This is a genomic window from Glutamicibacter sp. ZJUTW, from assembly GCF_008370855.1.
Classification (GTDB): domain Bacteria; phylum Actinomycetota; class Actinomycetes; order Actinomycetales; family Micrococcaceae; genus Glutamicibacter; species Glutamicibacter nicotianae.
Map to the genome: position 1 here is coordinate 2571243 of NZ_CP043624.1, position 26669 is coordinate 2597911.

Here is a 26669-nt window from a genome sequence, read left to right on the forward strand (position 1 = left end):
CAACATCGGCGGTTCAGGTTCACGTTCGCTTTGTACTAGTCTAATCGCACTTTTGTAACTTTTGCATCACGAAACACACCGGTGACCATCTGAATCGCATATTTCGATGCCAGAATGAGACAATCCGCGTGGATTCACCGGGGTCCGATGAATCCACGCGGATTGCAACAAACTGAATTACTAGATGACGCCTTGCGCTAGCATGGCGTCAGCAACCTTCACGAAGCCAGCGATGTTGGCACCGGCGACGTAGTTGCCTGGCATGCCGTACTCGTCTGCAGTGGCAGCACAGCTGTCGTGGATGCCGACCATGATCTCGGTCAGGCGGCGCTCGGTGTGCTCGAAGGTCCATGCATCGCGGCTGGCGTTCTGCTGCATCTCCAGGGCCGAGGTGGCGACACCGCCAGCGTTGGCGGCCTTGCCTGGGCCGAAGAGCACTCCGGCATCCTGGAAGATCGACGTTGCCTCAGCGGTGGTAGGCATGTTGGCGCCTTCGGCGACGGCAATGGTGCCAGCGGCGACCATCTTCTTCGCAGCCTCGGCACCCAACTCGTTCTGGGTTGCGCATGGCAGGGCCACGGTGCCTTCGACGTCCCAGACGCTGCCGCCTGCGACGTACTTGACCTTCTTGCTGCCACGGCGTTCGGCGTACTCGGAGATGCGCCCGCGCTCGACTTCCTTGATCTGGCGCAGCAGATCCAGGTCGATGCCGCCTTCGTCGACGATGAAGCCGGCCGAGTCGGAGGCGGTGACGACCTTGGCTCCCAGTGCCTGCGCCTTCTCGATGGCGTGGATTGCCACGTTGCCCGAACCGGAAACGACCACACGCTGGCCGTCGAAGGTCTGGCCGCGGGTCTTGAGCATTTCTTCGGTGAAGATCACTGCGCCGTAGCCGGTGGCTTCCGGGCGAACCAGGGAACCGCCCCAGCTCAAGCCCTTGCCGGTCAGCACGCCGGACTCGTAGCGGTTGGTGATGCGCTTGTACTGGCCGAAGAGGTAGCCGATTTCGCGGCCACCCACGCCGATGTCGCCTGCTGGCACGTCGGTGTATTCGCCAATGTGGCGGTAGAGCTCGGTCATGAAGGACTGGCAGAAGCGCATGACTTCGCCATCGGACTTGCCGCGGGGGTCGAAGTCCGAGCCGCCCTTGCCGCCGCCGATTGGCATGCCGGTCAGGGAGTTCTTGAAGATCTGCTCGAAGCCCAGGAACTTGACGATGCCAAGGTAGACCGATGGGTGGAAGCGCAGACCGCCCTTGTATGGGCCTAGTGCCGAGTTGAATTCAACGCGGAAGCCGCGGTTGATCTGCACGCGTCCTTCGTCGTCAACCCATGGCACGCGGAAGATGATCTGGCGTTCAGGTTCGCACAAACGCTGCAGGATTGCGGCTTCAGCGTATTCAGGGTGCTTGACCGATACGGCTTCAAGGCTCTCGAATACTTCTGTGACGGCCTGATGGAATTCTGCTTCGCCGGGATTGCGGCGGAAGACTTCGTCGCGAATCGTCGCTAAGTGCTTGTCCAAGTTCTTCTCCTCATCACTTGGGGCAGGCACAGGCGCACGAGGGGCCTCATAGCCGGCGTCACTGCCCCGCACACGAGAATGCCATGCTGGGCATTCTGAACAAAATTTTCTTGTTATAAAACAGGATTGCGCGCGTAACTTAAAAGATTGACCATTTTGCCCGGTTGCAGCGTCGAAGACTGGACAACGCCTAGCGTCGGCGTCCGAACCGAGGAAGTTTCTCGAAGAATTCCTGCGCACGTCCCGTAACTTGTTCCAAGCCTTGGCCCACGCGGCGGCCGATCTGCTGGGCGGTCGGATTCGATGCCACAGCCAGCTGCCCCTCGGTTCCGGTTTCGGCCGTTGCCGGTTCCTGGTCCACCGCTGGTGCAGGAACCAATTCGGTGCACCAATGCACGAGGTCTTCGAGCGCAGCGGTGTCGATGCTGTAGATGCGCCTCTGCCCGGCAGCGGCCATGCTCACGAGCTCAGCTTCGCGCAATACCTTCAGGTGCTTGGAAACGGTCGGCTGGGAAATCTCCAGTTCCGTGACCAAGGTGCCCACGGCTTTCGGCTCGGACTTGAGCGCTTCTATGATCCTGCGTCGGGTCGGCTCAGCCAACGCCGAAAATACTTCATCAATTGCCACACTCATAACCCTAACGGCATATGAATGAATGGCAATCAATTTCCTTCTCGAAAAAGCTGTGAAGTCCTGTTGCTGCGCCCAGTGGTCGCAACGACCCGAGGCTAGTCAAACCAGGGATCAAGGCCAAAGAGCGGGAAAACTTCTTTGCGGGTAGCAATGATGGTCCGGTCCACCGGATCGGCCGGATCATAGCCAACTTCCCAATTGCGCCACCACAACTGGGCATCGTCGCCCATGAGATAAGGCATGGCACGCCCGTACTTTTCCAGGACATAGCGGCGGAAAGTCTCGGGGACATAGGTGCGCAACGGCACCGGCTTGCCGGCGACAATCGCGGTCAGATGGGTCCAGGTACGCGGCACGACGGCAGTGACGTTATAACCCCCGCCTCCGGTAGCCAGCCAACGGCCTTCGCACAGTTCGTCCGCCAGCTGGGAAATATCCAAGGCGGCCTGGCGTTGGGCATCGACCGACAGCTTCAAATTGGTCATGTCGTCATCACGGTGCGCATCGCATCCATGCTGGGAGACAATGATTTCCGGCTTGAAGGCGCGCACCAGTTGGGGAACGATCGCATGGAAAGCACGCATCCACCCGGAGTCCCCGGTCATGGCCGGAAGAGCGACATTGACTGCGCTGCCCTGGGCATCCTTGCCGCCGATTTCATTGGCGAATCCGGTTCCCGGGAAAAGCGACAATCCCGATTCGTGGATCGAAATTGTCAGCACACGTTCGTCATCCCAGAAGATCGATTCGGTGCCATCCCCATGATGCGCGTCGACATCTATGTAGACTACGCGCTTCGCGCCCTGTTCCAGCAGGCGCTGGATCGCGGCGGCAGCGTCGTTGTAGATGCAAAAACCGCTGGCTTTGCTCTTCGCTGCATGGTGCATGCCGCCGGCGAAATTCACTGCACGGACAACATCTTCATCCATGATGGCTTGGGCCGCCATCACCGAACCTCCCACGATGCGCCCGGCTGCTTCATGCATCCCGGCGAATACCGGGTCGTCTTCAGTGCCCAAGCCGAATTCTTCGGCAACCAGTGCCGGATCGTTGCTGACCCGTCGTACCTGGTCGATATAGGTCTGGTCGTGAACCGTGCCGATAACCGCGTCCTCGGCAACTTCTGGCGCCTGGATCGAGACGTTCTGCGCATCGAAAACATCCAGCTCGTCGCTGAGCCGATAGGTCAGCTCTAGCCGCGAAGGGTGCATCGGATGCCAGTCGCTGAATTTGTACTTCAGATACTGTTCATCCCACATCACCATGGTGGACCGTGGGGCATGCTGCGGATCTAACACAAATTCAGGCTACCCGATAGTGATCCAACTCATGAATTTATGGCAGATTGCGAGGCTTGTCGGGTCTTCAGGCGGGCAACGCAAGCGTTTAGCGGTGGAAACGCGTAAATTACTAGGAGGACTTCAATTCCGCATGGCAAAGTACTGTTCCCGAGGAAACGGCGAGAAATAAATGAGCACAGCCAGTGCACCGGGCCCCAGTGCCCGGGCAGCTGAAATGCGTGAACGGCGACGCAAGAAATGGCTGGCGGTTCGCATCGCAGTCGCCGACTTCACCGTGCGCTCCCCCGCGCGCTTGACTCTTGGCGCTTTCCTCTTGGCCATCACGCTGTTCACTTCCCTGCTGGCCGCACCGTTTTCCTCGGCCACCGGAGAAGCCACCGCGCTGCATGACGCATTGTTCACGGCGGTGTCGGCGGTGTGCGTCACCGGCCTCACCACCGTCTCCACCGCGGTGCATTGGTCATTTGCCGGCCAGCTGATCATGCTGGTCGCGACGTTCATGGGCGGGTTGGGCATTTTGACCTTGGCCTCCATCATGTCCCTGGCGGTATCGCGCAAGCTGGGCGTGCGAGCCAAGCTGATGGCCCAGAACTCCATGAACAGTTCTGGAGCCTCTGCGCTGGGCGAGGTCAGCTCGCTGCTGCGCATCGTGATCCTCACGGCGATCAGCCTGCAGGCGGTGATCGCGCTGTTCTTGATCCCGCGCTTCTACATTCTGGGCGAAAGCGTGCTGTCCTCCATCTGGCACGGAATTTTCTATGCAGTCTCGGCTTTCAACAATGCAGGCTTCACCCCGCACTCCGATGGTTTGGTTCCCTATGAAACCGACCTGTGGATCCTGGGACCCTTGATGGCCGGCGTTTTCACCGGTTCCTTGGGGTTCCCGGTCATCATGGTGCTCCTGGCGCACAAGTTCAACATCAAGAAGTGGAACCTGCATACTAAGCTGACCATGCTCACCACCACGATCCTGCTCTTTGCCGGATCCTTCCTGTGGCTGGTATTCGAATGGGCCAATCCCAAGACCATTGGGGGTCTGTCCTTGAGCGACAAGATCATTCATGGATTCTTCGCCTCGACGATGACCCGTTCCGGTGGATTCAATCTGGTGGACCAGAACGACATCCACCAGGTGACCGTCCTGCTGACCGACGCATTGATGTTTGCCGGTGGCGGTTCAGCTTCCACCGCTGGCGGCATCAAGGTCACCACCATTGCCGTGATGTTCTTGGCCATTCTGGCAGAGGTCCGCGGCGATACGGACGCGAAGGCCTTCGGCCGGCAGATTCCTCAGGGCACCATGCGCGTGGCCATCTCAGTGGTCGCCATGGGCGCTTCGCTGGTGATGGTCGCTACCGGGGCACTGGTGACCATTGATGAATCAGTGGGCTTCTCGCGTGCCCTGTTCGAGTCGATTTCGGCCTTTGCTACCGTGGGGCTGAGCACCGGCGTATCGCAAGAACTGCCTCCGGCTGGCAAATATGTGCTCAGCGCGTTGATGTTTGCCGGACGCATCGGCAGCATTACACTCGCCAGCGCATTGACCATGCGCCACCGCAACACGTTGTTCAGACTTCCAGAAGAAAGGCCTCTCATTGGCTGACAAGAACATGGACCACAATGCCCCGGTGCTGGTGATCGGCTTGGGCCGCTTCGGTGCCTCTGTTGCCGAGACGCTGGTCAAGCAGGGCCGCGAAGTGCTGGCCATCGAGCGCAGCCCGGAGCTCGTCCAGCAGTGGGCCAGCACCCTGACCCACGTTGTCGCGGCCGACGCAACCAACATCGATGCGCTGCGCCAGCTCGGCGCCCAGGAATTCTCCTCTGCTGTCGTGGGCGTCGGCACTTCCATCGAATCCTCGGTGCTGATCACCGTCAACCTGGTGGATCTGGGCATCGAGCACCTGTGGGTCAAGGCCATCACTCCGTCCCATGGAAAGATTCTTACGCGCATCGGCGCCAACCATGTCATCTATCCGGAAGCCGATGCCGGGGTGCGTGCCGCGCACCTGGTCGGCGGTCGCATGCTCGACTTCATCGAATTCGATGACGGCTTCGCCATCGTGAAAATGTACCCGCCCAAGGAGACCCAGGGCTTCACCTTGGCCCAGTCCCAGGTCCGCTCCAAGTACGGGGTGACCATTGTCGGGGTGAAGTCCCCTGGTGAGGATTTCACTTACGCAATCCCCGATACCATGGTGACGCGTCGAGATGTCCTGATCGTCTCGGGACACGTGGATCTGCTGGAGCGGTTCGCGGCCCGCCCCTAGGGCCAAAGGATTCGAAAACGGCGGTGGCCGGCATCCAGTTGGTTGCCGGCCACCGCCGTTTCACGTGTTGGGGTCTAGCCGAGCTCGTCGCTCAATTGGGCCGCACGAGCCGCTGCCGCTTGGGTTCCGGCAGCAATGATCTTTGGAATGCCGTGCTCATCGAAGGTGGCGATGGCCTGCTCGGTGGTGCCTTTTGGACTGGTCACTGCCTTGCGCAGGGCCGCCGGATCCGCATCAGGGTCCGAGAGCATCTTGCCTGCGCCAGCCACGGTGGCACGGGCCAGCGCGATGGACAGCTTCTCGTCCAAGCCCATGGCCACACCGGCGTTGGCCATGGCTTCAGCGAGGTAGAAGGCATAGGCAGGGCCGGAACCGGAAATTGCGGAGAGCGCGTTTTGCTGATCCTCGCCGATGACGTGCACATCGCCGGAGCCGGAGAGCAGGTCGGTGACCAGCTGGGTTTGCTCTTCGCTGACGCTTTCAGCCGGGCTGATGCCCACAACGCCTGCACCGACCATCAACGGGGTGTTCGGCATGGAGCGAATCACCGGCTGGCCCTGCGGCAGATGTGCCTGCATGCTGTTCAGGGTGATTGCGGCGGCCACGGAAACAACGACCTTCTGCGCGTCCAGGGATCCGGAAATCTCTTCGCACAGGTCGGTGATGCCGACCGGCTTCACTCCCAGGAAAATGATGTCGGCACTGGCCGCGGCCTTGCGGTTGGATTCTGGGTCGTCCTCGCTGACCAGGACGTTGATGCCAAGCTCACGCAGTTCTGCAGCTCGCTTGCCGCTGCGGACGGTGGCGGTGATGAGCTTCGGATCATGGCCTGATCCGATGATGCCACGCAGGATGGCGCCGTTCATGGAGCCAGCACCGAGGAAGGACAGGGACAGATTCTTTGTTGCTTCACTCATATGGCTATTGTGTCATTGGCTTGGGGTCACTGCCGACTGTTAAGTGCTGGCGGGCAAATTCTAGGGTCTTTCCCAGCCATTCTTCCTTTTGTCCCGCATTGCGCGCTTTGCGGGTGGACACCTCGACGGCTATGGTTCCGTCCCAGTTGGCATCGCGCAGGTATTGCAGAGTTTCGGCCACCGGCTGGGTTCCCAGGCCTGGCACCAGGTGCTCGTCCTTGCCGTTGTCCAGGCCATCGCACAGGTGCACGTGCGCCAGTCGCTGGCCCAGATCCTCGACTGCTTGGCGTGAATCCATATTGGCGATGGCGGCATGGGAGAAATCCCAGGTCACATTCTGGTAGTGCTGCGGGACGGGGTTCCAGTGCGGAAGATACATCTTGGCTTCTCGGCCCCGGGCACGCCACGGATACATGTTCTCCACGGCGATTTTCATCCCAGTGGTGTCGGTCAGCCGCTGCACGCCTTCGGCGAATTCCTCGGCGTAGGAACCTTGCCACCTGAATGGCGGGTGGGCGACAACCACGCTGGCGCCGACGGCTTGAGCCAGGATGACCGAGCGTTCGATCTTTGCCCAGGCAGAGCCCCACACCTGCTGGGTGAGCAGCAGTGTCGGAGCATGAATGGCCAGGATCGGCAGCTGGTACTTGTCCATCAAGGCTTTGAGCGCGGTGGCAGATTGGCTGGCCGCATTGCCGGTAATCAGCACTTCCAGCCCGTCGTATCCCACGTCTTTGGCCATAGCGAAGGCATCATGGACGGTCAGCGGATAAACTGACGCGCTGGAGAGGGTGACTGGCACCTTCATTGTGCTCTTCTGGTCTTCCATGCCTTGCCTCCTGTTACCGTGCCCACTTTGCAGGCACCGTTTAGCCAAGAAGGTTAGCTGCTGGGTTTGGCGAGAAACTTGTACTTCTCGTTGTCCAGCGCTACTTCCCCAACTCCCACGCTACTACTGAGCGGTGTCGCAGAGTCAAACATCACGTGATCAAATCGTCTCAGCATCAAGCCTTCACGGATAGCCCAAGGGCAAATTCGCACAGATTTCAGCTTCAGGGCACTCATCGCCTCGTGGGCTACGATCGCGCCAGCGAGCAATTGCGGGGCGCGGATCTCTGAAACGCCGGGCAATTCTGCACGTTCTGCCCAGCTCATCGCCGTCAAGCGGTTGGTCCATAATTTCAGTGCATCCCGATGGAGCACACGCTTGACGTAAGGACCCTCCGTGCTCGGCGCGGCGCCGGTGATGCGCGCCAGGGAACGGAAAGTCTTGGAAGTCGCGGTGGCCAAGGTGGGCTTGCCGTACTGGCGCAGTTCAGTGGTCGGGTCGGCGAGGACATCGCGTACGTATGTACGCAGTTCCTTGACTTCCTTCATCGACGGCAGATCGTTGGGAAGCCATTCGCGGGTCAGCCTGCCGGCGCCCAGGGGCACGGAGAATGCGGTTTGGGGGAACTCGTCAACGCCCAGGGCCAGTTCCAGCGAGCCGCCGCCCATGTCCAGGTTCAAGATGGATTCAGATGACCAGCCGAACCAGCGGCGTACCGAGTAGAAGGTCATGCCGGCTTCTTCCTCGCCGGTCAGTTCCATCAGGCTCACGCCCGTCTCGGCTTCGACGCGTTCCAGCACGGCAGCGCCGTTGGAGGATTCGCGGATCGCGGAAGTGCAGAAAGCCATGAAGTCCTCGACCTGGTGGTTTTCTGCAAACTGCGCAGCTTCCTTGATGAAGGAGATCAGCTCGAGCTGGCCTTCCTCGGTGATGGCGCCATACTCATTGAGGTAGCGCACCAGGGACAGGGGTCGCTTGTGCGAGGCATAGGGAACCGGGCGTGCGCCCGGATATGCGTCGACGAGCAAGAGGTGAACGGTATTTGAACCGATATCCAATACACCGAGTCTCATGGTGCGCTCCTCGTTAGGCCTGGCAAGAAAGACTAGTCAGTCTTTTTTGCGGTGGTCTTCTTGGCCGTTGCCTTCTTCGCCGGGGCCTTCTTGGCTGCCGGCTTCTTGGCCGGCGCCTTCTTTGCCGTGCGCTTCACTGGTCCGCGGGCACGCTTGTCCGCAAGCAGTTCGATAGCCTGCTCGCGGGTCAGCTCCTCCAGCGAGGTGCCGCGCGGCACGGTGATGTTCGTGACGCCGTCGGTGATGTACGGGCCGAAGCGGCCGTCCTTGACCACGATGTTCTTCTCGCTGGTCGGGTCGACGCCGAACTCGGCCAATGGCGGCACCGCGGCACGCCGGCCGCGTTGCTTCGGCTGCGCGTAGATCGCCAGCGCCTCGTCCAGCGTGATCGTGAAGATCTGCTCTTCGCTCTCGATGGAGCGCGAATCGCTGCCCTTCTTCAGGTACGGGCCGAAGCGGCCGTTCTGCACCGTGATCTCTTCGCCTTCGGCATCAGCCCCCAGCACACGTGGCAGGCTCATCAGCTTCAGTGCCTCTTCCAAGGTCACCGATTCCACGGTCATGGACTTGAACAGCGACGCGGTGCGCGGCTTGACCTTGGTTGGCTTCTTCGGCGGCTTGGGCTTGCCATTCTTGTAGTACTCGACCGGCAGCGCCGCCAATTCCTCCGCGGTCGGTTCCGGAATGATCTCGGTGACGTAGGCGCCGTAGCGGCCATCCTTGGCCACGATCTTGCGACCGGTTTCCGGATCATTGCCCAGGTCCTTTTCCGAGACCTGCGAATTGGCGAAGAGCTCCTCGGCTTTTTCGGCAGTCAGCTCATCCGGGGCCAGGTCCTCAGGCACGTTGGCGCGCTGCGGCTCGGTCCCTTCCTCGGCACCTTCCGGGATGGCACGTTCCAGATACGGGCCGAACTTGCCCACACGCAAGGTGATGTCGTCGGTGACCTTGATCGAGTTGATCGCCCGGGCGTCGATATCGCCCAGGTTGTCGACCACATGCTTCAGGCCCTCGGTCTCGGCATCCGCGCCCTTGCCGAAGTAGAACAGGTTCAGCCAGTCGGTGCGGGCACGCTGGCCGTTGGCGATCTCATCGAGATCGTCTTCCAGCCGGGCGGTGAAATCGTAGTCCACGTACTTCGCGAAGTGCTCTTCGAGCAGGCGGATCACCGAGAACGCGATCCAGCTCGGCACCAGGGCGCCGCCGCGCTTGGTGACGTAGCCGCGGTCCATGATGGTCGAGATAGTTGGCGCGTAGGTCGACGGGCGGCCGATCTCGCGCTTTTCAAGCTCAGCCACGATGGAAGCTTCGGTGTAGCGGGCTGGCGGGGTGGTTTCGTGGCCTAGTGCGGTCAGCTCGTCGCCAGCCAGCTGCTGGCCCACGGCCAGCTGCGGCAGGCGCGCTTCGGCATTCTCTGCCGCGGCTTCTACAGCCTGCTCGTCCTTGCCCTCCTCATAGGCGGAAAGGAAACCGCGGAAGGTGATGACGGTGCCGGATGCCGAGAACTCTGCCACCCGCTGATCGCTGGCGGTGCCCTGCAGCTTGATGGTGGCGGTGAAGCCCTTGGCATCGGCCATCTGCGAGGCGACGGTGCGCTTCCAGATCAGCTCGTAGAGCGTGTATTCGTCCTTGGACAGCGAGGAGCGAACGTCCTTCGGGCGGCGGAACATGTCACCTGCCGGTCGGATCGCTTCGTGGGCTTCCTGGGCCGCATCATTCTTCGCCTTGTAGACGCGTGGTTTGGCTGGAACGGAATCGGCTCCGTACAGTTCGGTGGCCTGCTTGCGCGCGGCAGTCACTGCCTCGCCCGAGAGGAAGACCGAGTCGGTACGCATATAGGTGATGTAGCCGTTTTCATACAGGCGCTGGGCGATCTGCATGGTGATCTTTGAACTCCAGCGCAGCTTGCGGGATGCTTCCTGCTGCAGCGTGGAGGTGGTGAACGGCGCTGCCGGACGACGGGTGTACGGCTTGTCCTCGACAGAGGTCACCTCGAAGTCGGTCTTCGACAGGTTCGCCACCAGCGACTGGGCCGATTCCTGGTCAAGGTGAGCCAGCTTGTTGCGGGTGGCCTTCAACTGGCCGCGGTCATCGAAGTCGCGGCCGGAGGCGACACGGGCGCCGTCCACTGCCGACAGCTTTGCCGCAAAAGCTTCGCCGTCACTGGTAGCGAAGTTGCCCTTCACGTCCCAGTATCCGGCGGGGATGAAGGCCATGCGTTCGCGTTCGCGCTCAACGACCAGACGGGTTGCCACGGACTGCACACGGCCTGCTGACAGGCCGCGGGCCACCTTGCGCCAAAGCACCGGTGAAATTTCGTAACCGTAGAGGCGGTCCAGGACACGGCGGGTTTCCTGGGCGTCGACGAGGTCGGTATCCAGTTCGCGCATGTTCTCCAGGGCGCGGGCGATGCCTTCCTTGGTGATTTCGGTAAAGGCCAGGCGGCGTACCGGAACCTTTGGCTTCAGGACCTGCAGCAGGTGCCACGCGATGGCTTCGCCCTCGCGGTCCGCATCGGTTGCGAGGTAAAGTTCGTCAGCTTCCTTGAGCTTCGCCTTCAGTTCGGAAACGCGCTTCTTCTTGTCCGGGTAGACCATGTAGTACGGTTCGAAGTCGTTGTCCAGATCGACAGCGAACTTGCCTACGGAGGTTTTCTTCAGCTCGGTTGGCAGTTCCGAGGGCTGCGGAAGGTCGCGGATATGGCCCACAGAGGCATCCACGTCAAAGCCTTCGCCCAAATACTTGGCGATCGACTTCACCTTGGCAGGAGACTCCACGATTACGAGTTTCTTACCAGTCTTTTCCTTGGCCTTGGGGGGCACAGCACTCCTTTAGACAACACGGACCTTCGGCACCCATTCCCGGGCCTTGCTCGATCCGCCATCGCAGCTTCGTTCTTCATGCCTACTCTATAAGCACATTTCTCGATGATCTTACACCGAAGGATCTGCGCTCCCTGAGCCGGGCATGCTTATGATGTCGCCTCCCCCATGCTCTGGTATTCGGGAAGCAATGAGATTAAGTAGAACATACGCCGCGAATCAATACTGCGTTCCTCAGCTGTTGCCTGTGCCTCGTATTCGTACACGAGATCCAGCATCCGGCGGTTGAACTCGCGCTGCTTGGCCTCTGAGAGGAAGACCAAACCGCTGGTCAGCATCGGCGGGCGGTCAGGCTCCGGAGCGATTCCGGCCTTCGCTTCTGCCTCGCGGCGTTGGACTTCGGCATTAAGCCGCGTGCGGAATGCGTTCAACTGCACATTCAAGTACGCGGTCTTGGCGTTGGCCGAGTCGATCTGCGTGTTCAGTTCAAGCCGTTCACCGGCCGCACGCCAGCGGCGCTCGCGTGCATCACCCTCGCTGGCGGCACGAATAACGTATCCGTACTTCTCCAGAGCTCGAAGGTGATAGCTCATTGCGCTGGGGGTCAACGCGCACAGCGATGCAAGTTCCGTAGCGGTGCGGGTGGTCTGCGAAGCAAAGAGCTCATCCAAGACGATCAGTCGAGCGTCATGCGCCAACGCTCGAATCGCTTGGGGGTCAGTGATCGAGACAACTTGTGGAATTTTTGCCGCATCTTGCGAGGCGGCTCCACCTTGTTCCTCAATTGTGTTCCGTGTCATAGGGAAAAACTTTAGCGCTTGTTTCACATTTTCTGAAGCAGGCCATGTCGCAAGAGCCGCTTCACTGCTTCATAAAGCACGTCCGAGAAGTCTTCCTTCCCCTCGCCTATCAGCGATTCCAGCGCATTGACTAGTTGCGATACAGATAATTCACCATCGCAGGCGGAAACAAATCCTGCCTGCGCAGTATCAAGCAATTCAGTTCGGCGCAGGCCAGCACCCTGGCGCAGCAGGATCACGCCCGGGTACTCTGCCCCCGGACGCTGGTGGCGCTCCTCGGTGACATCCTCAGGCACCAGCAGGAGCCAATCCTTGTATCCTTCGCCGGCCGCTGCCAGCTGGTCAGCCATCGCGATATCGCGTTGCAATGTCGGGGCCAGCGGCTGTTCCACCTGATGCGAGATCTGCTCGTAGCGTTGCAGGACTGGGCGGCTTGCAACCGGGCGGCGGAGGTACACCAAGCCGAAGCCGATGGCCCCCACGCCGCGGGACTCGAAGTCATCGAGGTACGCGTTGTAGGCGGAGACATACGAGCTGCTGTCTTCGGTCTGCGAAGAGTCGCGCAACCAGGTTTCCGCGTAGCCGCTTGGGGTCGTCTGTTCGCGCTCAATCACCCATACGTCCAGCTTGTCGCCGAACCACTGGCGCACCCGGGCATCCCATGCTTGGTTCGATTCATCGTCTAGAAGAGGAATCTCCCAGTTTGAAAGCATTTGCATGGAACCACCCGGCTCCAAGAATTCAGGGGCCTGCTCGATCAGGGTGCTCACCAAGGTGTCGCCAGCCATTCCCCCATCACGGTAGGTGAAACGGTCCTTGGCCCGCTCTGTGCTGCTTCGCGGGGTGATGACGAACGGCGGGTTGCTGGCGATCAAATTGAACGTGGATCCTGCCACCGGCTCGAACAGGCTTCCCTGGAGCAAGGTGACTCGAGAATCGAGGTTCTCTGGATCCAGTGCCAAGGCCTGGTGGTTGAGCATCAGGTTGAACCGGGTGAATCCCAGGGCTCGGGCCGACAGGTCCGTGGCGGTGACGTGTTCCGCATGCGAGAGCAGGTGGAAGAGCTGGATGCCGCAGCCGGTGCCCAAGTCCAGCGCGCGCTCGACCTTTTCGCGGATCGTGATCTGCGCCAGGGTCAGCGAAGCCTGGCCAATGCCAAGCACATGGTCGGTGCGCAGCACGCCGGGGCGCTGGTGTGCGCCCAAGTCGTGGGCCACCCACAATTCGCCATCGGCATCCGATGAATGCAGTGCCAAGGCGATCTTGGCACGGTAACCGCTGGCCCAGGACTCGACGAGCCCCAGCTTGAGCAGGCCGTCAGTCTTGAGCGTCGGGAAGGCGGCATTGATGGCAGCTTCTTCCTGGGTCTGGCCCAATTGGAAGAGGCGGACTACGCAAGCCAGAGGGGCATCCTCCCCGCGCCGATCCAGATTGCGCAATGCAGGGTGCAGCTGGTCGCGAGCAAATGCTGCGGCGGCTTCCTCGCCCAGCAGCCCCTCGACATTTTCATAGTTGTACCCGACAGCAGTCAGGTCTTTGGCCAGCGAATCGATGAGCAGTTGATTATGGCTCTGCGGAGCGTCATCAATGGAAGAAAATTCAGCAGCATTCACAACGCCAAGTCTACCGAGTAACGCAACCGGCGGGAGCTAGGCTAGTCAACTTGGCCCGACCTATGATGTGGGCATGACCCAAGTAACCGTGACCTATCTGCAACAGCTCAATCCTGCGGAGATCATCTCTTCGTCCAAATCCCTGCCCGAGGACGCCCGGATTGAACTGGCCGACGAGATCACCCCGGAATTTTCGCGGTTCCTTTACCAAAGCGTCGGCAGCGAGCTGAACTGGGCTGACCGCCTGGGTTCCACACGCGAGCAGTGGGACGAAGTGCTCCGACGTCCCGGCTCTGAAACGTGGGTGCTCTACCAGCAGGGTGCTCCCAAGGGATACGTAGAGCTCGTCACGGAAGTCGTGGAAGCCGGCAGCGAAGTCGAGATCTTCTACTTCGGGCTCTTTCCTGAAGCTACCGGTCGCGGCCTCGGCGGAGTGCTGCTCAGCGAAGCACTGCGGCAGGCTTGGGCCCTGGGCTCGCGCTGGACGCAGCTGCCTGCGGTCAGCCGGGTGTGGTTGCATACGTGTTCATTGGACGGGCCGGCGGCGCTGCCGAATTACCAAGCACGCGGGCTGAAGATTTACCGGACCGAGGTGGAACAGACCGAGGTCAAGGACGCCTCGACCGGCTTGTGGCCGGCGACGGCAATATAGGACTGCGGCCCGGACTTCGACAGTCCGGGCCGCAGTTGGTCCATGCGGTGATCAGGCGTCCACGGTGCTGCACTCTGGGCAGCGGCGCAGCTCTTCATCCTTCGCGCAGTCGTCGCAGAACAGGCGCAGATTGCGGCAGGCTGGGTTCGAGCAGTTCTCGAACTTGTTCGTCGGGCCCTGGCAGCCAACGCATTCACCGATAGTCACCGCGTCTTCGGTGAATTCTGTGTGCATGCGCTTGTCAAAAACGTACAGCGAACCTTCCCAGAGTCCTGCATCGCCGTACTTCTCGCCATAGCGGACAATGCCGCCCTGCATCTGGTACACCTCTTGGAAGCCGCGCTTGACCATCAAAGCAGAGAGCACCTCGCAGCGGATGCCGCCGGTGCAGTAGGTGACCACCGGCTGGTCCTTCAGGTGGTCGTACTTGCCCGAATCCAGTTCTGCAACGAAATCACGGGTGGTCTCCACGTCAGGAACGATCGCGTCCTTGAATTTGCCGATCTGCGCTTCGAAGGCGTTGCGGCCATCGAAGAAGTGCACCTTCTCGCCGGCCTTCTTCCTGCTGTCCACCAGTTCGTGCAGTTCTTCGGGGCGCAGGTGGGTGCCGCCACCTACCACGCCGTTCTCGTCGACTTCGAGTTCCCCAGGGGCGCCGAAGGTGACGATCTCGTCGCGAACCTTGACGGAGATACGCGGGAAGTCCTCAGCCGAGCCTTCAGACCACTTGATATCCATCTTCTTGAATGCGGGAAGTTCCCGGGTGGCCTTGACGTAGGCCTTGACTGCGGAGATCTCGCCACCCACGGTGCCGTTGATGCCGTCTTTGGAGATGATGATGCGTCCGCGCAGGCCCCAGCGCTCCAGCAGAGAGCGCTGCCAAAGGCGGATTGCCTCTGGATCTGGGAGCGGAGTAAAAGCGTAATACAGAACTATGCGATGAATGGCCACCCTACAATGTTAGTAGCTTCGGGCCGCGAAACGCCGAGGAAAAGAGCAATGTCACATTGATCTTCCCCGGGAATATCGGGCTCTCGGACAGTGCGATAGTTTCAAGTAGGCAACGATTAGTTCAATGTCAGCTAATTCCTAGGAAAGACAAGGTAGGGTCAAATTATGGCATCAAACGCAAGCGATGAACTGATTGGCACCTGGGTAGCAGGCTGGGCTGGGGCTCGTGGTTATGAAACTCGTAACGAAGGACGAGTCCACGCTGCGCTGCGCCACGACACCACAGAAGACTGGGAATACGTCATCTATGGCCCTTCCAAAGAGGAACTTGCAGCAGTCGCCGAAACTCTGGCGAAGCACCCAAACCGCCGCCTGACGGCATTCGACGACTCCGCCGAAAATCTGGTCGCAATGGCGACCGAAGTTGGCCTGCAGGTCACCGCCGACGACGAAGCGCTGATGGTCACTGAACTAGCCGTGCACGACGTCGAGGTCCCGCTGCCTGCAGACGGCTTCATTTTCCAGATCGAACGCGATGGCACGCATGCCTATGTGTCGCTGCATCCTGAAGACAACCAGGAAGTAGTTGCCGCCTCCGGCCACGTCTCGGCAGTCGACGGATATGCGATCTTCGACCGCATCATCACCGGCGCCGATTTCCGCCGCCAGGGCCTCGGCACCTTGATCATGCGTGCGCTGGCTTCGCTGGCCCAGGAACACGATGTTGATGAAGGCCTGCTGATCGCTTCCGTCGATGGCCAGCAGCTTTATGCTTCACTGGGCTGGACTTCGCTGGGCAAGGTTGTCATGTTCAAGGCCTAGCTCCTTCACAGTCGCTCTCATCGCCGTGCTTGACGTATCCGCGTCAAGCACGGCGATAGTCTTTAACTCCAGCAGTTCCCGGTCCGGAAGGCGTCCTCGTGAAGTCAGTGCGTTCTCTCTTAGATCCCTTCGACCGGACCAATGATCCAGACGCGGTGGTGCACCGCCGCACCAGGGCTGCCAAGGACGAGATCACCAGCCCATGGCCCCAGTGGCTCAGCGCCGAGCTCATCGAGATCTTCCAGGGCCTGGGCATCCAGCAGCCATGGCTGCACCAAGCCCAGGCGGCTAATCTCATCCACTCTGGCCATCACACCATCGTTTCCACCGGAACCGCTTCGGGCAAGTCCATGGCCTACCTGATGCCGAGCTTGGAACAATTGCTTAGAGCCAAGGACAGCGGGTTCAACGATGCCGATGCCGGAGCATCGGTGCTCTATATCTGCCCCACCAAAGCGCTGGCGGCCGACCAGCTGTCCGCAGTGGAATCCTTGAAGGTTCCCGGTGTCCGAGCCGCTCCCTACGATGGGGATACCGATCAGGCAACGCGTGCCTGGGTACGCCAGCATGCCAACTTCGTTTTCACCAATCCCGATATGCTTCATCGCGGCATCCTGCCCAACCATCCGGCTTGGTCCCGGTTCTTCAAGCGCCTTCGCTACATCATCATTGATGAGGCGCATTCCTACCGCGGAGTCTTCGGCGCGCATGTCGCCAACCTGATGCGCCGATTGCGACGCGTTTGCGCCCATTACGGCAATTACCCGGTGTTCATCGGTGCGTCCGCTACGAGCTCAGACCCGGAAGAATCCTTCGGTCGCCTCATCGGAGCACCAGCGCAAGCGGTAACCAATGATTTCTCTGCCAGCGGCGAACTGGTGATGGCTTTGTGGGAACCTCCGATGAGCGAGCACAGAGGTGAAAACGGTGCGCCAGTACGTCGCACCGCCGTTGCCGAAAGCGCCTCGATCCTCACCGACCTGATGGCCGACCATGTTCGAACCATTGTCTTCATCAAGTCTCGCCGGGGCGCTGAAACCATCGCAACGCTCACTCGCAAGCATCTGGAAAAATTTGCTCCAGAACTATCCGTCCGGCTTGCGGCCTACCGCTCGGGCTACCTGCCCAATGAGCGCCGAGCGGTGGAGGAGCAATTGCGCAGCGGCGAGCTGCTGGGCGTCACCTCGACCTCGGCGCTGGAATTGGGCATCGACATTGCTGGTCTGGACGCCGTTGTGGTGGCTGGCTGGACGGGTACCCGCGCGTCGTTCTTCCAGCAAATCGGCCGTGCCGGACGTTCCGGCCAGGATGCGCTCGCGATCTTTGTCGCGGCCGAAGATCCGTTGGATACCTACCTGGCGCATCACCCCGAAGCCATCTTCGATTTGGGAGTTGAAGCAACGGTCTTTGATCCGCAAAACAAGTATGTGCTCAGCGGCCATCTCTGCGCGGCCGCGCAAGAATCTCCCCTGCGCCCTGAAGAGCTCGAACTTTTCGGTCCACAGACCGAGCAGCTTCTGGATTCGCTGGTGCAACGCGGATACTTGCGCCGACGCCCTGCCGGATGGTTTTGGACACATCCGCAGCATGCGTCGGCGATGTTCTCCATCCGCGCCGATGGCGGTGGACCAGTTGACATCATCGATGCGGAAACCGGCGCCTTGCTCGGCACCATGGATTCCCCGCAAACGCATTATCAGGCGCATCCAGGAGCCATCTATGTCCACCAGGGTGCGAGCTACCATGTGGAAGAACTTGACGAGCAGAACCACGTGGTGATCGTGACCCGGGTCAATCCCGACTACTACACCACAGCACGCGATCTCACCACGGTCGCCATCGAATCCGAGGAACGCGAGCGCAACCATCGGGACCTGACGATTCATTTCGGCGAAGTGACGGTGACCACCCAGGTCGTTTCCTTCCAGCGCAAGTCGGTGGCTTCCAACGAGGTGCTCTCAGAAGAGCCCCTGGAACTTGAAGCCAGGGATCTGAACACCAAGTCCGTTTGGTTCACGCTGACCGAGCAGCGGCTATTGCGAGCTGGCTTGGCGGTTGACCAATTCCCCGGAGCCTTGCATGCAGCTGAGCATGCCATGATCGGCTTGCTGCCCCTTGTTGCCACGAGCGACCGTTGGGATATTGGCGGAGTATCCACCGCGCTGCATATGGATACCGGGCATCCGACAATTTTCGTCTACGACGCCCAGCCCGGTGGTGCAGGGTTTGCCGAGCGCGGTTTCGAGCGCTTCACCGATTGGGTCAGGGCCACCCGAGATGCCATCCAGGCTTGCGAATGCCAGCACGGGTGCCCCAGCTGCGTGCAATCCCCCAAGTGCGGAAACCGCAATAATCCGTTGGACAAGGCTGGCGCCATCTTGCTGTTGACCGCCGTGCTCGATGACGTGGAACCAGCCCACCACCGCTGAACCCATGTGCCTGCTCAGGGCATCGGAGCATCCAGCGGTGGCGCTCCGGCCCGCGCCCGGGCTTCGGCCTGATACAGTTCCACGCCCATGGCACGGAATCCGACAGGAACATAGGTTGCTACACGCACCGACTCGCCACCGGGTTCCACCGTGCATGATGCCAACTGCGCACCGTTGAATTGCGCAAGCTGCGCAGCTACGGTGCAGGGTTCGCCGGGACGCAGCCCACGGGCCGTATCTGCGGCAGCCAGCGCCGACATGTCTGCAGCGCTGGCTGCCTGCATCGCAGCTCGTGTTGCTGCAACCCATGCCAGGACCGCTCCAGCGATAAGCAGCGCAACAACGACGAGCGCCGTCGCCATGACCGTCCCGCTGCCCTGTTCGTTTCGGAGGCGTTGCAGCTTGCTCATTCGACTGCCACGCTGGCTTGTCCGTGGACCTGCAGGCTGCCGACAATTGGAAGCCGCACGGTTTTGCTAACGTGCACTTGCGAGTAGCCGCTGGATGTTGACAGCGAGAATCGGGCTTGGTTTCCTGCTAGCCGAACCCCGCTGGCGCGAGCGGTGGCATCATCCTCGCCGCGGGCCAATTCCCTGGCCATGGCCCCGGCCGCCTGCTGAACTTGAATCTGTTGGATCCCAACGACACCAAAGCACAGAGCCAAGGACAGCATGATCGCAACTGCTGGCAGCAGCACCGCAAATTCTGCGGTGCTGCTGCCAGATTCATCACTGAATCTCATGGCCTACAGCGACAATGCTTTAGTGATCAGGCCCATCAGCATGCCGCGTACGTCGCCGCTGGACAGGATGCTGATCAGCAGGCCCGCAAAGGCTACGGCAGCCAGGGTGACCATAGCGAATTCGGCTGTGGTGGATCCCTGCTCTTCCTGGAGCAGATCCCTGATTTCACGGAACCGTCGGTTCATTGTGTTTTCCTTTCTGGATACCTGTCCCCGGCGCCGATGCCGGGGACCTTGTGCTACTACCTTCGGCGAGCGCAGACGGCGCAGAGATCGGTTTCTTGCGAGCTGGGCATAACCTTCGACCGGGATTTACTGGAAACTTGGGAACAGCGCGATGATCAGTGGAACGACGCCCAAGGCGATGAAGGCCGGCAATGCGCAGGCCCCCAGGGGAAGCACAAGGCGGGTACCGAATTGCGCGCCGAGGCGTGCAACTTTCTGCGTATGCTCACGGCGTTGCAGAATCGCAGTATTGCGCAGCAGGTTGGCTGCCGGAGCGCCCGTCCTGTGCGCAAAGTGCAGGGCCTTCCTCAGCGGCGCGAGCCAGGCAGGCACGGCTTCCCAGGCTTTGTCCCACGCCATGTACATTTCCAGGCAGCGCGCGACGCTGCGCAGGACCGCGCACTGTTCAATGCTGTTTCCGAGCAGATCCAAGATCTCGGTGATGGGCATTCCCGAATCCAGCAGACTGGCGCTGAGGTCCAGGACCAGCTCGATTGGCTTGTCGTTGTCCTGCCGTCTGTTCCAAAGCCATTGGGCTGCTTTGCCTTCGCCGCTTGTTCGCGCAGTGGACGGCCCTAGTGCCAATGCGATGGCGAGGGCGCCAAAGAGCAGAATCAAGAGGATCATGACAATGCCTGGCTAGAGATTGCCTGCATGAGCAGCTGGCACCAAATCCGATTGGCGATCCAGAGCATTGCCCCAATGAGCACGCTGAGTTGCGCCGCCCATGATTGCGCTATCGTGCCCAGCACGTCAATGCCCAGAAGCAGGCCGAATCCAAACCCCACCAGCGGCAGCCAGGTCAGCAATTTGGTGGTTGCTTTCGGTCCTGCCATGGCCGCGTCAAATGCCCGTTGGGCTACCAGTGCGCTTTCGAGGTCTTCGGCAAGTCGTTCCAAGACGTCGGCAAGACTGGCCCCGCTGCGTTCGGAGAGTTCCAGGCACCAGTGCAGCCGTTGCACCGCCGGCACCTGCCCCTGTGCTGCATCTGGTCCGGGTACGCTGTTGCTGAGCCGATGCGTTGCTTGGAGATCCTTGAGCGCACAGATGATGTCCCCGGTGTCATCTTCAGCTTCAAGCAACGCATCAACAGCTGGATGGAACCCCAGTCCGCTTCGGAGCAGCGCCGATAATTCACGGATGATGCGTGCGTCGGTGCTCAGCAGCTGCTCTCCTGCCTGGTGGCGCTCTGCCCCGCGGTTCCACCGTCTGCGCGATGAGCCCGGGGCCCTTTTGCTGGCCGGGTGCGCGGGAATCCAGAGCCATAAGGCCAACGCGCCCAAGATGAGGATCAGCATGGTTCAATGCTCCTTGTTGCTTTCGTTACCCAGCGCCGTGGCGACGGTGCGTGCGAGTGCTTGGCCGAACCTGTCCGCCAAGAAGCGTCGGCCATATTCGGCAAGCGGTTCGGCACCCTCCAGATCGATCAGGTGCCTCATCTGCATCTGGCCGTCGCTACCGGTCTCCAAGCTGCCCAGTGCCACCGGTCCACGTTGCCCATGGCTGCCCCTGTTCATGTGAATGACGAGATCCAGTGCGCTGGAGGCCTGCAACGCGGTTGCCTGCACACTCCATCCGGCGAGCGCACCCAACGCCGCCAAGCGTGCCGGAACCGACTGCGGGTTGTTGGCGTGCATGGTGCCCGCGGCTCCTTGATGCCCGGTGTTCATCGCCGCCAGGAAATCGCGTATCTCCGACCCGCGGCATTCGCCAACGACCAAGCGGTCGGGACGCATGCGCAGGGCCTGGACAACCAGATCCTTCAGTTCCACTTGGCCGGCGGATTCGACGTTGGCCGAACGGGTTTGCAAGGACACGACATGCGGGTGCGGCACCTGCAGCTCCTTCGAGTCCTCGACGATGACCAAACGGTGCTGCGGGTTGGTCTCGGCCAGCATGGCTTGCAGCAGGGTTGTTTTTCCGCTGCCTGTACCGCAGGTAATCAGGAAGTTCATCTGGCGCTGGACAATGGCTTGGAGCAGCGGCAGCCAAAAGCCCTTGGATCCTTCCAGAACCGCGCCCAGTTCAAGCTGGGCACTGCGCTTGACTCGAATCGAGATCAACGGACCGTCCGTGGCAATTGGCGGCAGCACGGCGTGGACCCGGTAGTTCTTCAAGCTCATGTCCATGAATGGGCTCGCTGAATCCAGCCGTCGTCCAGCGAGGGTCGCCAGATGCACGGCCAGCGTCCGCACCTGTTCCGGGGAGGAAAACCGGAATTCAGTGGGTTCCAGTCCGGCCGGAGAATCGGTCCAGACCCTCCCCTGACCGTCCACTAGGACATCGGTGACTTCGGGCCGCTGGGCGAAAGGCTCAAGGACAGACAATCCTGCCACTTCGTGCTGCAGCGATTCCAATGACTGGGCGGCGCCCTGCGATCCCAGGGCCACGCCCGAGTCGTGGACGGCTCCGGCCAAGGCAATCGCGTCGAGCTGCCCGCCGGTGAGCAGTGCCCGTTCACGCACTGATTCGAGAATCTTGGCATCGAGCACGGGCCCGCCCATTGCTGGGCTGGCATTGTGGCTGTGCCGTCCCGGGCTCATGGGTGCTGCTCCTTCACCTGCGGAATCAGGCACAGGTTGGACAGGTGCTGGCGCAGTGCCCGGGATTTGAAACTGTCGAAGAGCTGGCCGCGCTCCAGGGCCTTGCTGATCCGCGAAAGGACAGGGACGGCACCAAGTATCTCCGGAAAGCCTTGAGGGGTGCAGCGCAGTTTCTGCTCCCCGCACAGCACCACTTCCCCTGAAGCCGGCAAGGTCATGGAACTGGCGGTGGCGATATTCCGGTCGATGAACTGGTTCATCGCCAGCCGTTGCGGATGCGGTGCGCGGCCGGCATCCACCACCACGAGGTCGAACCCTTGCCGGGCCGCAGCCAGCAACCGAATCACCAGCTGGTCTTCCAGCTCCTGCGTTCGGTTGGCGCGGGACCAGGTCAGGATGGCTGTATCGCGCAGTTTCGGCAAAGTTTCGGCCAGTTGATGGGCCGCCAGCGCACCGCCGGATTGCTGTAATTCCTCCCAGCCGATTCCGATAGGCGGCTGCGCGCACACCAGCGGCCACGCTCCTTGGGAATGCGGATCCAAATCAATCATGGCGCTGCGCAGTCCGCTGAGTGTTCCAGCGTGCGCCAGCAGCAGGGAGAGGGTTGTCGTCCCCAACCCTCCGGCCGTGGAATTCAGCGCCAGCGTGTGCCCATGCCCTGCCCGCATGGCCCAAAGGCCGAGGTATTCGCCCAGCCATTGGCTTGCCGACGGCAGAACCGCCACCCGCGCCTTGGGAATCCTGCTGGCCAGAGACCAGATGAGGGCCTCGCTATCCTCCAAGCCGACCAGCACATCTACCGGCCGGCCCGGGTTTTCGGCCAGGGCTGCCATGTCGCTGCCCCACAGCACCGGCCCCGAACCATCGCCGGGCAACAACTGCGGGTCTGCGCATTGGTTGATTCGCACAGCCGCGCCGACCGCGATCACCGCGCATCGCTCGATAATCCGCGTGTCGTTGCTCACGATGGTGCAGATCGGTTCATCATCCGCAGTGCGTTCACCAGCCGCTGGCGCGCTGGTTCCCTTCTGCGGCAACTGCTCGAAATCCGATTCTGTCATCACAAATCGTTGTGCATTCTTCAGCGGCTTAGCCGATGGGGATTCTGATAGCCATTTCATGCATCGAGCGTGGCATCCATCCATTCATCTGCGTGCAGCCAGCCAACCGGCTGGGGATATCGTCCACTGGCACGGCACAATAGATCCATGAGTGCCATCGCCTTCCTTGCCGCCGACCCGGATGGCTATGCCCTCATTGACCTTCGCGACCAGCACACTGGCAACTCGCTGCAACCGGTTTCCTCGGTATCCCGCGAAGAGCTGGCTGGCTTTGTCGCCGAAACCGAAGCACGGCATTCGCCCCGCTGGGCCATGCTCCGCACCACCCCGTGGATGCAGCCGCTGGCGGCAGCCGGGGTTTTCCTGGCTAAGGCCTACATTCTCTCCTTGGCGCAGCGCATCCTGCACCGCTCCCCGCTGAGCGCGAAGGCGCTCGATGATTTCAACCTTGAACCGCCACCCCAGGGCAGGGAATGGGCCAACCAGGATGCGCTCTTCTCCGCGCCTGTCACCGGCGAGTCGCTGCCTGAGCTGATCGCCATGTACCTGGCCCAACGCGACGCACTGCCGCAAGAACCCGATGCCCGCCGTCGACTGGAATTATTGATCCATGCCGAATCGGTGGGCGCCGTGATTGCCTGCGAGATGGAAGCGGCCGGCTTGCCGTGGGATGAACCCGGGCACCGCGCCCTGCTGCGCGAGCAATTGGGCGAGCGCGTCTCCGAATACGGACGGCCTCCCAAGCTGGCTGCCAAGGCCCAGCAGCTGGCTGAGGCGTTGGGCAGTCCCGGGCTCAATCCCGATTCGCCGCAAGAACTGCTGCGCGCCCTGCACAAGGCCGGCTTCGCAGTGGGTTCGGTGCGGGCATGGGAACTTGAGCAGATCAAGCATCCGCTGATTACCGAGGTCCTCGAATACAAGAAGCTCTCACGCCTTGCCAGCACCCACGGCGATGCCTGGCTGGATCAATGGGTGGAAAATGGCAGGTTCCATCCGCACTACGTGCTGGGAACCGTCATTTCAGGACGCTGGGCGGCATCAGGCGGCGGTGCGCTCCAATTGCCGCATTCCATCCGGCAGGTTGTTCGCGCCCCGGCGGGGTCGACCTTTGTGGTGGCCGACGGCAGGCAGCTGGAACCGCGCATCCTGGCGGCAATTTCCCATGACCAGCAGCTGCAAAAGGCTGGCCAGCAAGACGACCTGTACCAGTGGCTGCTGGATGCCAAGCTTGTCGCCTCGCGCGATGAAGCCAAACTGGGCATGCTCTCGGTCATCTATGGCGGAGGTGGCGGTGCTTCGGGCAGCGTCGGCGCGGCGCTGACCCGCGGCTTTCCCACTGCCATGCGTTTTGTCGAACAGGCGGCGCAGGCTGGCGAACAGGGTGGAGGCGTGCGCAGTTTCCTTGGCCGCGGCTGCCCTCCCGCAGATGAGCAGTGGCTGCAGGCGCAGCGGGCCACCAGCGATGAGGCATCGCAGCGGGCCGCTGACTCCGCGGCGCGGGCCCGTGGCCGGTTCACCAGGAATTTTGTCGTGCAGGCTACCGCGGCCGAGTGGGCCTTGGTGTGGATGGGCCACGCGCGGCACCTGATCCATCAGGCTGGGTGGAGCCGCAGCTGCCGCCAGGTGTTCTTCGTCCATGACGAAATTGTCTTCGAATGCCCCACCGAATTGGCTGGGCAGCTGCGGGAGCTGATCCGCCACGCGGCGATGCTGGCCGGACGCTCGCTGTTCGGCCAGGCCTCGCCGCGTTTCCCGGTCAGTGTTGCGATTTCAGGGAATTACGCGGACGCGAAATAGCGGGCCTCAGGCCATGCGCAGTTCGCGCCGATTATCCCACGGACGGGTCCACCCCAGCTCGTTGAACAGACGGTCCAGCACGATCGCGGTGAAGCCCCAGATGATCCGGTCTTCGAAATCGAAGGCCGGGGACTTGAATTTCCGCGTGCCGCGATGCACAACGCCAGTCAAGCGGTTCCTCGGATCCAGCAGGTGCGCCACCGGGGCGCGGAATACCCCAGCGCTTTCTTCCGGGTCCGCCGGATACACCTCGGATTCGGTATGCCACCACCCGAGCACCGGGGTGACCAGGAAGTTCGACACCGGCAGCTCGGTTTCCCCCAAGGTACCCAGCACTTCGATGCCGGCGGTATCCACGCCGGTTTCTTCCCATGCCTCGCGCAGAGCGGCGCTGGCAACGCTCGGATCTTCCTGGTCGATGCCGCCGCCGGGGAAAGCGATCTGCCCGGCATGCTTGCGCAGGGTCGCTGCCCGCTCCACGAACAACAGGTCCAGGTCGTCCGTCTGGGACTGCGGTTCCAGCGCCGCCTCGCCGGCCGCGCCGAACAGGATCAGCACCGCGGCCCGGCGCGCGGCTCCGAGCTCCATCTCGTTCATCACCCATTCGTTGGGCAGCCGCTGCGTTGCCCCGACCTGCGCCGTATGGCGGGCGATGACTTGTTCCAATTCCAAGCGTGCGCTCATGCGTCCAATCCGTATCCTTCAGTCCTCAGCTCGCGGCGAGTTGCTCCGGCGATCATTTTCGCCAGCAGCTCTTCCCGTCCTGGTGCAAGCTCATACTTGAGCAACGCTTTCGCCTTGGCCGGTATTTCCTCGCCGATGCCGAAGGACGGGCACAGCTTGGCGATGACGCAGGCTCCGCAGGCGGGCTTGCGGGCGTGGCAGACGCGCCGGCCATGGAAAACCACCCGGTGGCTGAGCATCGTCCAGTCGCGTTTCTCGAATAATTCCCCCACCGCGTGCTCGACCTTCACCGGGTCGGTTTCAGCGGTCCAGCCCAGGCGGTTGGCCAGCCGCCCGAAATGGGTGTCCACGGTGATTCCGGGAACGCCAAAGGCATTGCCCAACACGACGTTGGCGGTTTTGCGTCCCACTCCGGGAAGCTTCACCAGCTCGTCGAGCTTGGCTGGCACGTCGCCGTCGAAGCGTTCCACCAGCGCAGCGGATAGCCCGAGCAGGGAATCGGCCTTGGCGCGGAAGAAGCCGGTGGGGCGGATCAGCTGCTCAAGCTCGGCACGCTCGGCTTGGCTCATTGCGAGGGCGTCGGGGAAACGGGCGAAGAGCGCTGGGGTTATGGCATTGACCCGCACATCGGTGGTCTGCGCCGAGAGCACGGTGGCTACCAGCAGTTCGAAGGGATTCTCGAAGTCCAGCTCGGGCACCGCGTAGGGATAGGCCTGTGCCAGTTCCCGGTTGATCTTGCGAGCCCGGCGCTTCAGCCCCAGCTCGGTTTCATTCTCAAGTTTCTTCGCCACGCTTTAGATCGTGTCATGAGCGCGCAGGGTTTTCACCCCGGGACACTGCCCCGGCATGCTGTTCATCGCGTTCAATCCACCGTTTGGCGCACAGATTACCCGATTTCCGCTATCGCAGTGACACAAAGCACATCTTCATCCTCAGAGGCTGTAACTTTGATCACAGAGAAACATTCGTGACTACGTGGAAGG

25 protein-coding genes are annotated in these 26669 nt (G+C 61.3%); 6 read left to right on the plus strand and 19 right to left on the minus strand.

All coding sequences use genetic code 11. The annotated features are described in order from the left end of the window. Nucleotides 1-180: 180 nt before the first annotated feature. The 3 genes from gdhA to F0M17_RS12185 form a co-directional block, all read right to left on the minus strand. Complete coding sequence (gdhA, locus tag F0M17_RS12175) at nucleotides 181-1524, minus strand: NADP-specific glutamate dehydrogenase (protein ID WP_038992317.1); 1344 nt, start codon at nucleotides 1522-1524, stop codon at nucleotides 181-183. A gap of 190 nt (nucleotides 1525-1714) precedes the next feature. Further along, complete coding sequence (locus F0M17_RS12180; RefSeq protein ID WP_083515560.1) at nucleotides 1715-2158, minus strand: helix-turn-helix transcriptional regulator; 444 nt, start codon at nucleotides 2156-2158, stop codon at nucleotides 1715-1717. A gap of 95 nt (nucleotides 2159-2253) precedes the next feature. Next, entirely contained in the window at nucleotides 2254-3423 is a 1170-nt protein-coding gene (locus F0M17_RS12185; RefSeq protein WP_190265208.1) for an acetoin utilization protein AcuC, read from the minus strand. A gap of 205 nt (nucleotides 3424-3628) precedes the next feature. Between F0M17_RS12185 and F0M17_RS12190 the strand changes: the two genes are divergently transcribed. Together F0M17_RS12190 and F0M17_RS12195 are read left to right on the plus strand one after the other, a co-directional pair. After that, nucleotides 3629-5062: a TrkH family potassium uptake protein gene (locus F0M17_RS12190; RefSeq protein ID WP_038992320.1), complete on the plus strand. Its 1434-nt coding sequence runs from the start codon at nucleotides 3629-3631 to the stop codon at nucleotides 5060-5062. A gap of 7 nt (nucleotides 5063-5069) precedes the next feature. Beyond that, complete coding sequence (locus F0M17_RS12195; protein WP_038992348.1) at nucleotides 5070-5726, plus strand: TrkA family potassium uptake protein; 657 nt, start codon at nucleotides 5070-5072, stop codon at nucleotides 5724-5726. Nucleotides 5727-5800: 74 nt separating this feature from the next. Here F0M17_RS12195 and proC read toward each other — a convergent pair whose 3' ends face one another. The 6 genes from proC to F0M17_RS12225 form a co-directional block, all read right to left on the minus strand. After that, complete coding sequence (gene proC, locus F0M17_RS12200; protein WP_149597173.1) at nucleotides 5801-6643, minus strand: pyrroline-5-carboxylate reductase; 843 nt, start codon at nucleotides 6641-6643, stop codon at nucleotides 5801-5803. A gap of 4 nt (nucleotides 6644-6647) precedes the next feature. Further along, nucleotides 6648-7472 (minus strand): sugar phosphate isomerase/epimerase, encoded by an 825-nt coding sequence (locus tag F0M17_RS12205; RefSeq protein WP_038991673.1) that lies wholly within the window; start codon nucleotides 7470-7472, stop codon nucleotides 6648-6650. A 53-nt stretch (nucleotides 7473-7525) separates the two neighbouring features. Beyond that, nucleotides 7526-8545 (minus strand): Ppx/GppA phosphatase family protein, encoded by a 1020-nt coding sequence (locus F0M17_RS12210; RefSeq protein WP_038991675.1) that lies wholly within the window; start codon nucleotides 8543-8545, stop codon nucleotides 7526-7528. Between the two features lie 32 nt (nucleotides 8546-8577). Then, nucleotides 8578-11367 carry a type I DNA topoisomerase gene (gene topA / locus F0M17_RS12215; RefSeq protein WP_038991676.1) on the minus strand — a complete coding sequence of 930 codons (2790 nt, stop codon included), beginning with the start codon at nucleotides 11365-11367 and terminating at the stop codon, nucleotides 8578-8580. Nucleotides 11368-11516: 149 nt separating this feature from the next. Next, a complete protein-coding gene (locus F0M17_RS12220; RefSeq protein WP_038991753.1) occupies nucleotides 11517-12167 on the minus strand; it encodes a helix-turn-helix transcriptional regulator in 651 nt (216 codons plus the stop codon). A 23-nt stretch (nucleotides 12168-12190) separates the two neighbouring features. After that, nucleotides 12191-13780 (minus strand): methyltransferase, encoded by a 1590-nt coding sequence (locus tag F0M17_RS12225; RefSeq protein WP_149597174.1) that lies wholly within the window; start codon nucleotides 13778-13780, stop codon nucleotides 12191-12193. A gap of 73 nt (nucleotides 13781-13853) precedes the next feature. Between F0M17_RS12225 and F0M17_RS12230 the strand changes: the two genes are divergently transcribed. Then, a complete protein-coding gene (locus tag F0M17_RS12230; protein WP_038991680.1) occupies nucleotides 13854-14432 on the plus strand; it encodes a GNAT family N-acetyltransferase in 579 nt (192 codons plus the stop codon). A gap of 51 nt (nucleotides 14433-14483) precedes the next feature. Here F0M17_RS12230 and F0M17_RS12235 read toward each other — a convergent pair whose 3' ends face one another. Next, on the minus strand, nucleotides 14484-15383 hold the full coding sequence (locus F0M17_RS12235; RefSeq protein ID WP_038991681.1) for a rhodanese-related sulfurtransferase: 900 nt from the start codon (nucleotides 15381-15383) through the stop codon (nucleotides 14484-14486). 165 nt (nucleotides 15384-15548) lie between these two features. On the opposite strand from F0M17_RS12235, the gene F0M17_RS12240 reads away from it, so the two are divergent. Then, entirely contained in the window at nucleotides 15549-16205 is a 657-nt protein-coding gene (locus F0M17_RS12240) for a GNAT family N-acetyltransferase (RefSeq protein ID WP_038991682.1), read from the plus strand. 98 nt (nucleotides 16206-16303) lie between these two features. Continuing rightward, nucleotides 16304-18634, plus strand: a complete 2331-nt coding sequence (locus tag F0M17_RS12245) for a DEAD/DEAH box helicase (RefSeq protein ID WP_149597175.1) — start codon at nucleotides 16304-16306, stop codon at nucleotides 18632-18634. Nucleotides 18635-18648: 14 nt separating this feature from the next. On the opposite strand, the gene F0M17_RS12250 is transcribed toward F0M17_RS12245, so the two are convergent. The 7 genes from F0M17_RS12250 to F0M17_RS12280 form a co-directional block, all read right to left on the minus strand. After that, on the minus strand, nucleotides 18649-19044 hold the full coding sequence (locus tag F0M17_RS12250) for an Rv3654c family TadE-like protein (protein ID WP_149597176.1): 396 nt from the start codon (nucleotides 19042-19044) through the stop codon (nucleotides 18649-18651). Then, nucleotides 19041-19376 carry a TadE family type IV pilus minor pilin gene (locus F0M17_RS12255; protein ID WP_052253803.1) on the minus strand — a complete coding sequence of 112 codons (336 nt, stop codon included), beginning with the start codon at nucleotides 19374-19376 and terminating at the stop codon, nucleotides 19041-19043. Before F0M17_RS12255 ends, F0M17_RS12250 begins: the two co-directional genes overlap by 4 nt. Before the next feature lie 3 nt (nucleotides 19377-19379). Beyond that, the gene (locus F0M17_RS12260; protein WP_038991688.1) at nucleotides 19380-19562 is read right to left on the minus strand and encodes a DUF4244 domain-containing protein; all 183 of its coding nucleotides are present in this window, start codon (nucleotides 19560-19562) and stop codon (nucleotides 19380-19382) included. 126 nt (nucleotides 19563-19688) lie between these two features. Further along, on the minus strand, nucleotides 19689-20228 hold the full coding sequence (locus F0M17_RS12265; protein ID WP_149597177.1) for a type II secretion system F family protein: 540 nt from the start codon (nucleotides 20226-20228) through the stop codon (nucleotides 19689-19691). Further along, entirely contained in the window at nucleotides 20225-20899 is a 675-nt protein-coding gene (locus tag F0M17_RS12270; RefSeq protein ID WP_149597178.1) for a type II secretion system F family protein, read from the minus strand. Before F0M17_RS12270 ends, F0M17_RS12265 begins: the two co-directional genes overlap by 4 nt. Nucleotides 20900-20902: 3 nt before the next feature. Then, a complete protein-coding gene (locus F0M17_RS12275) occupies nucleotides 20903-22144 on the minus strand; it encodes a TadA family conjugal transfer-associated ATPase (RefSeq protein WP_149597179.1) in 1242 nt (413 codons plus the stop codon). Then, complete coding sequence (locus tag F0M17_RS12280) at nucleotides 22141-23205, minus strand: hypothetical protein (RefSeq protein ID WP_121867177.1); 1065 nt, start codon at nucleotides 23203-23205, stop codon at nucleotides 22141-22143. The genes F0M17_RS12275 and F0M17_RS12280 overlap by 4 nt, the downstream gene beginning before the upstream one ends. A 147-nt stretch (nucleotides 23206-23352) precedes the next feature. Here F0M17_RS12280 and F0M17_RS12285 point away from each other — a divergent pair, with 147 nt between their 5' ends. Next, nucleotides 23353-25002, plus strand: a complete 1650-nt coding sequence (locus F0M17_RS12285) for a bifunctional 3'-5' exonuclease/DNA polymerase (protein WP_149597180.1) — start codon at nucleotides 23353-23355, stop codon at nucleotides 25000-25002. Nucleotides 25003-25008: 6 nt separating this feature from the next. On the opposite strand, the gene F0M17_RS12290 is transcribed toward F0M17_RS12285, so the two are convergent. Together F0M17_RS12290 and nth are read right to left on the minus strand one after the other, a co-directional pair. Continuing rightward, nucleotides 25009-25686, minus strand: coding sequence for a CoA pyrophosphatase (locus tag F0M17_RS12290; RefSeq protein ID WP_149597181.1), 678 nt, complete (start codon nucleotides 25684-25686; stop codon nucleotides 25009-25011). After that, nucleotides 25683-26477 carry an endonuclease III gene (nth, locus tag F0M17_RS12295; RefSeq protein ID WP_149597182.1) on the minus strand — a complete coding sequence of 265 codons (795 nt, stop codon included), beginning with the start codon at nucleotides 26475-26477 and terminating at the stop codon, nucleotides 25683-25685. The genes F0M17_RS12290 and nth overlap by 4 nt, the downstream gene beginning before the upstream one ends. Nucleotides 26478-26669 lie beyond the last annotated feature (192 nt).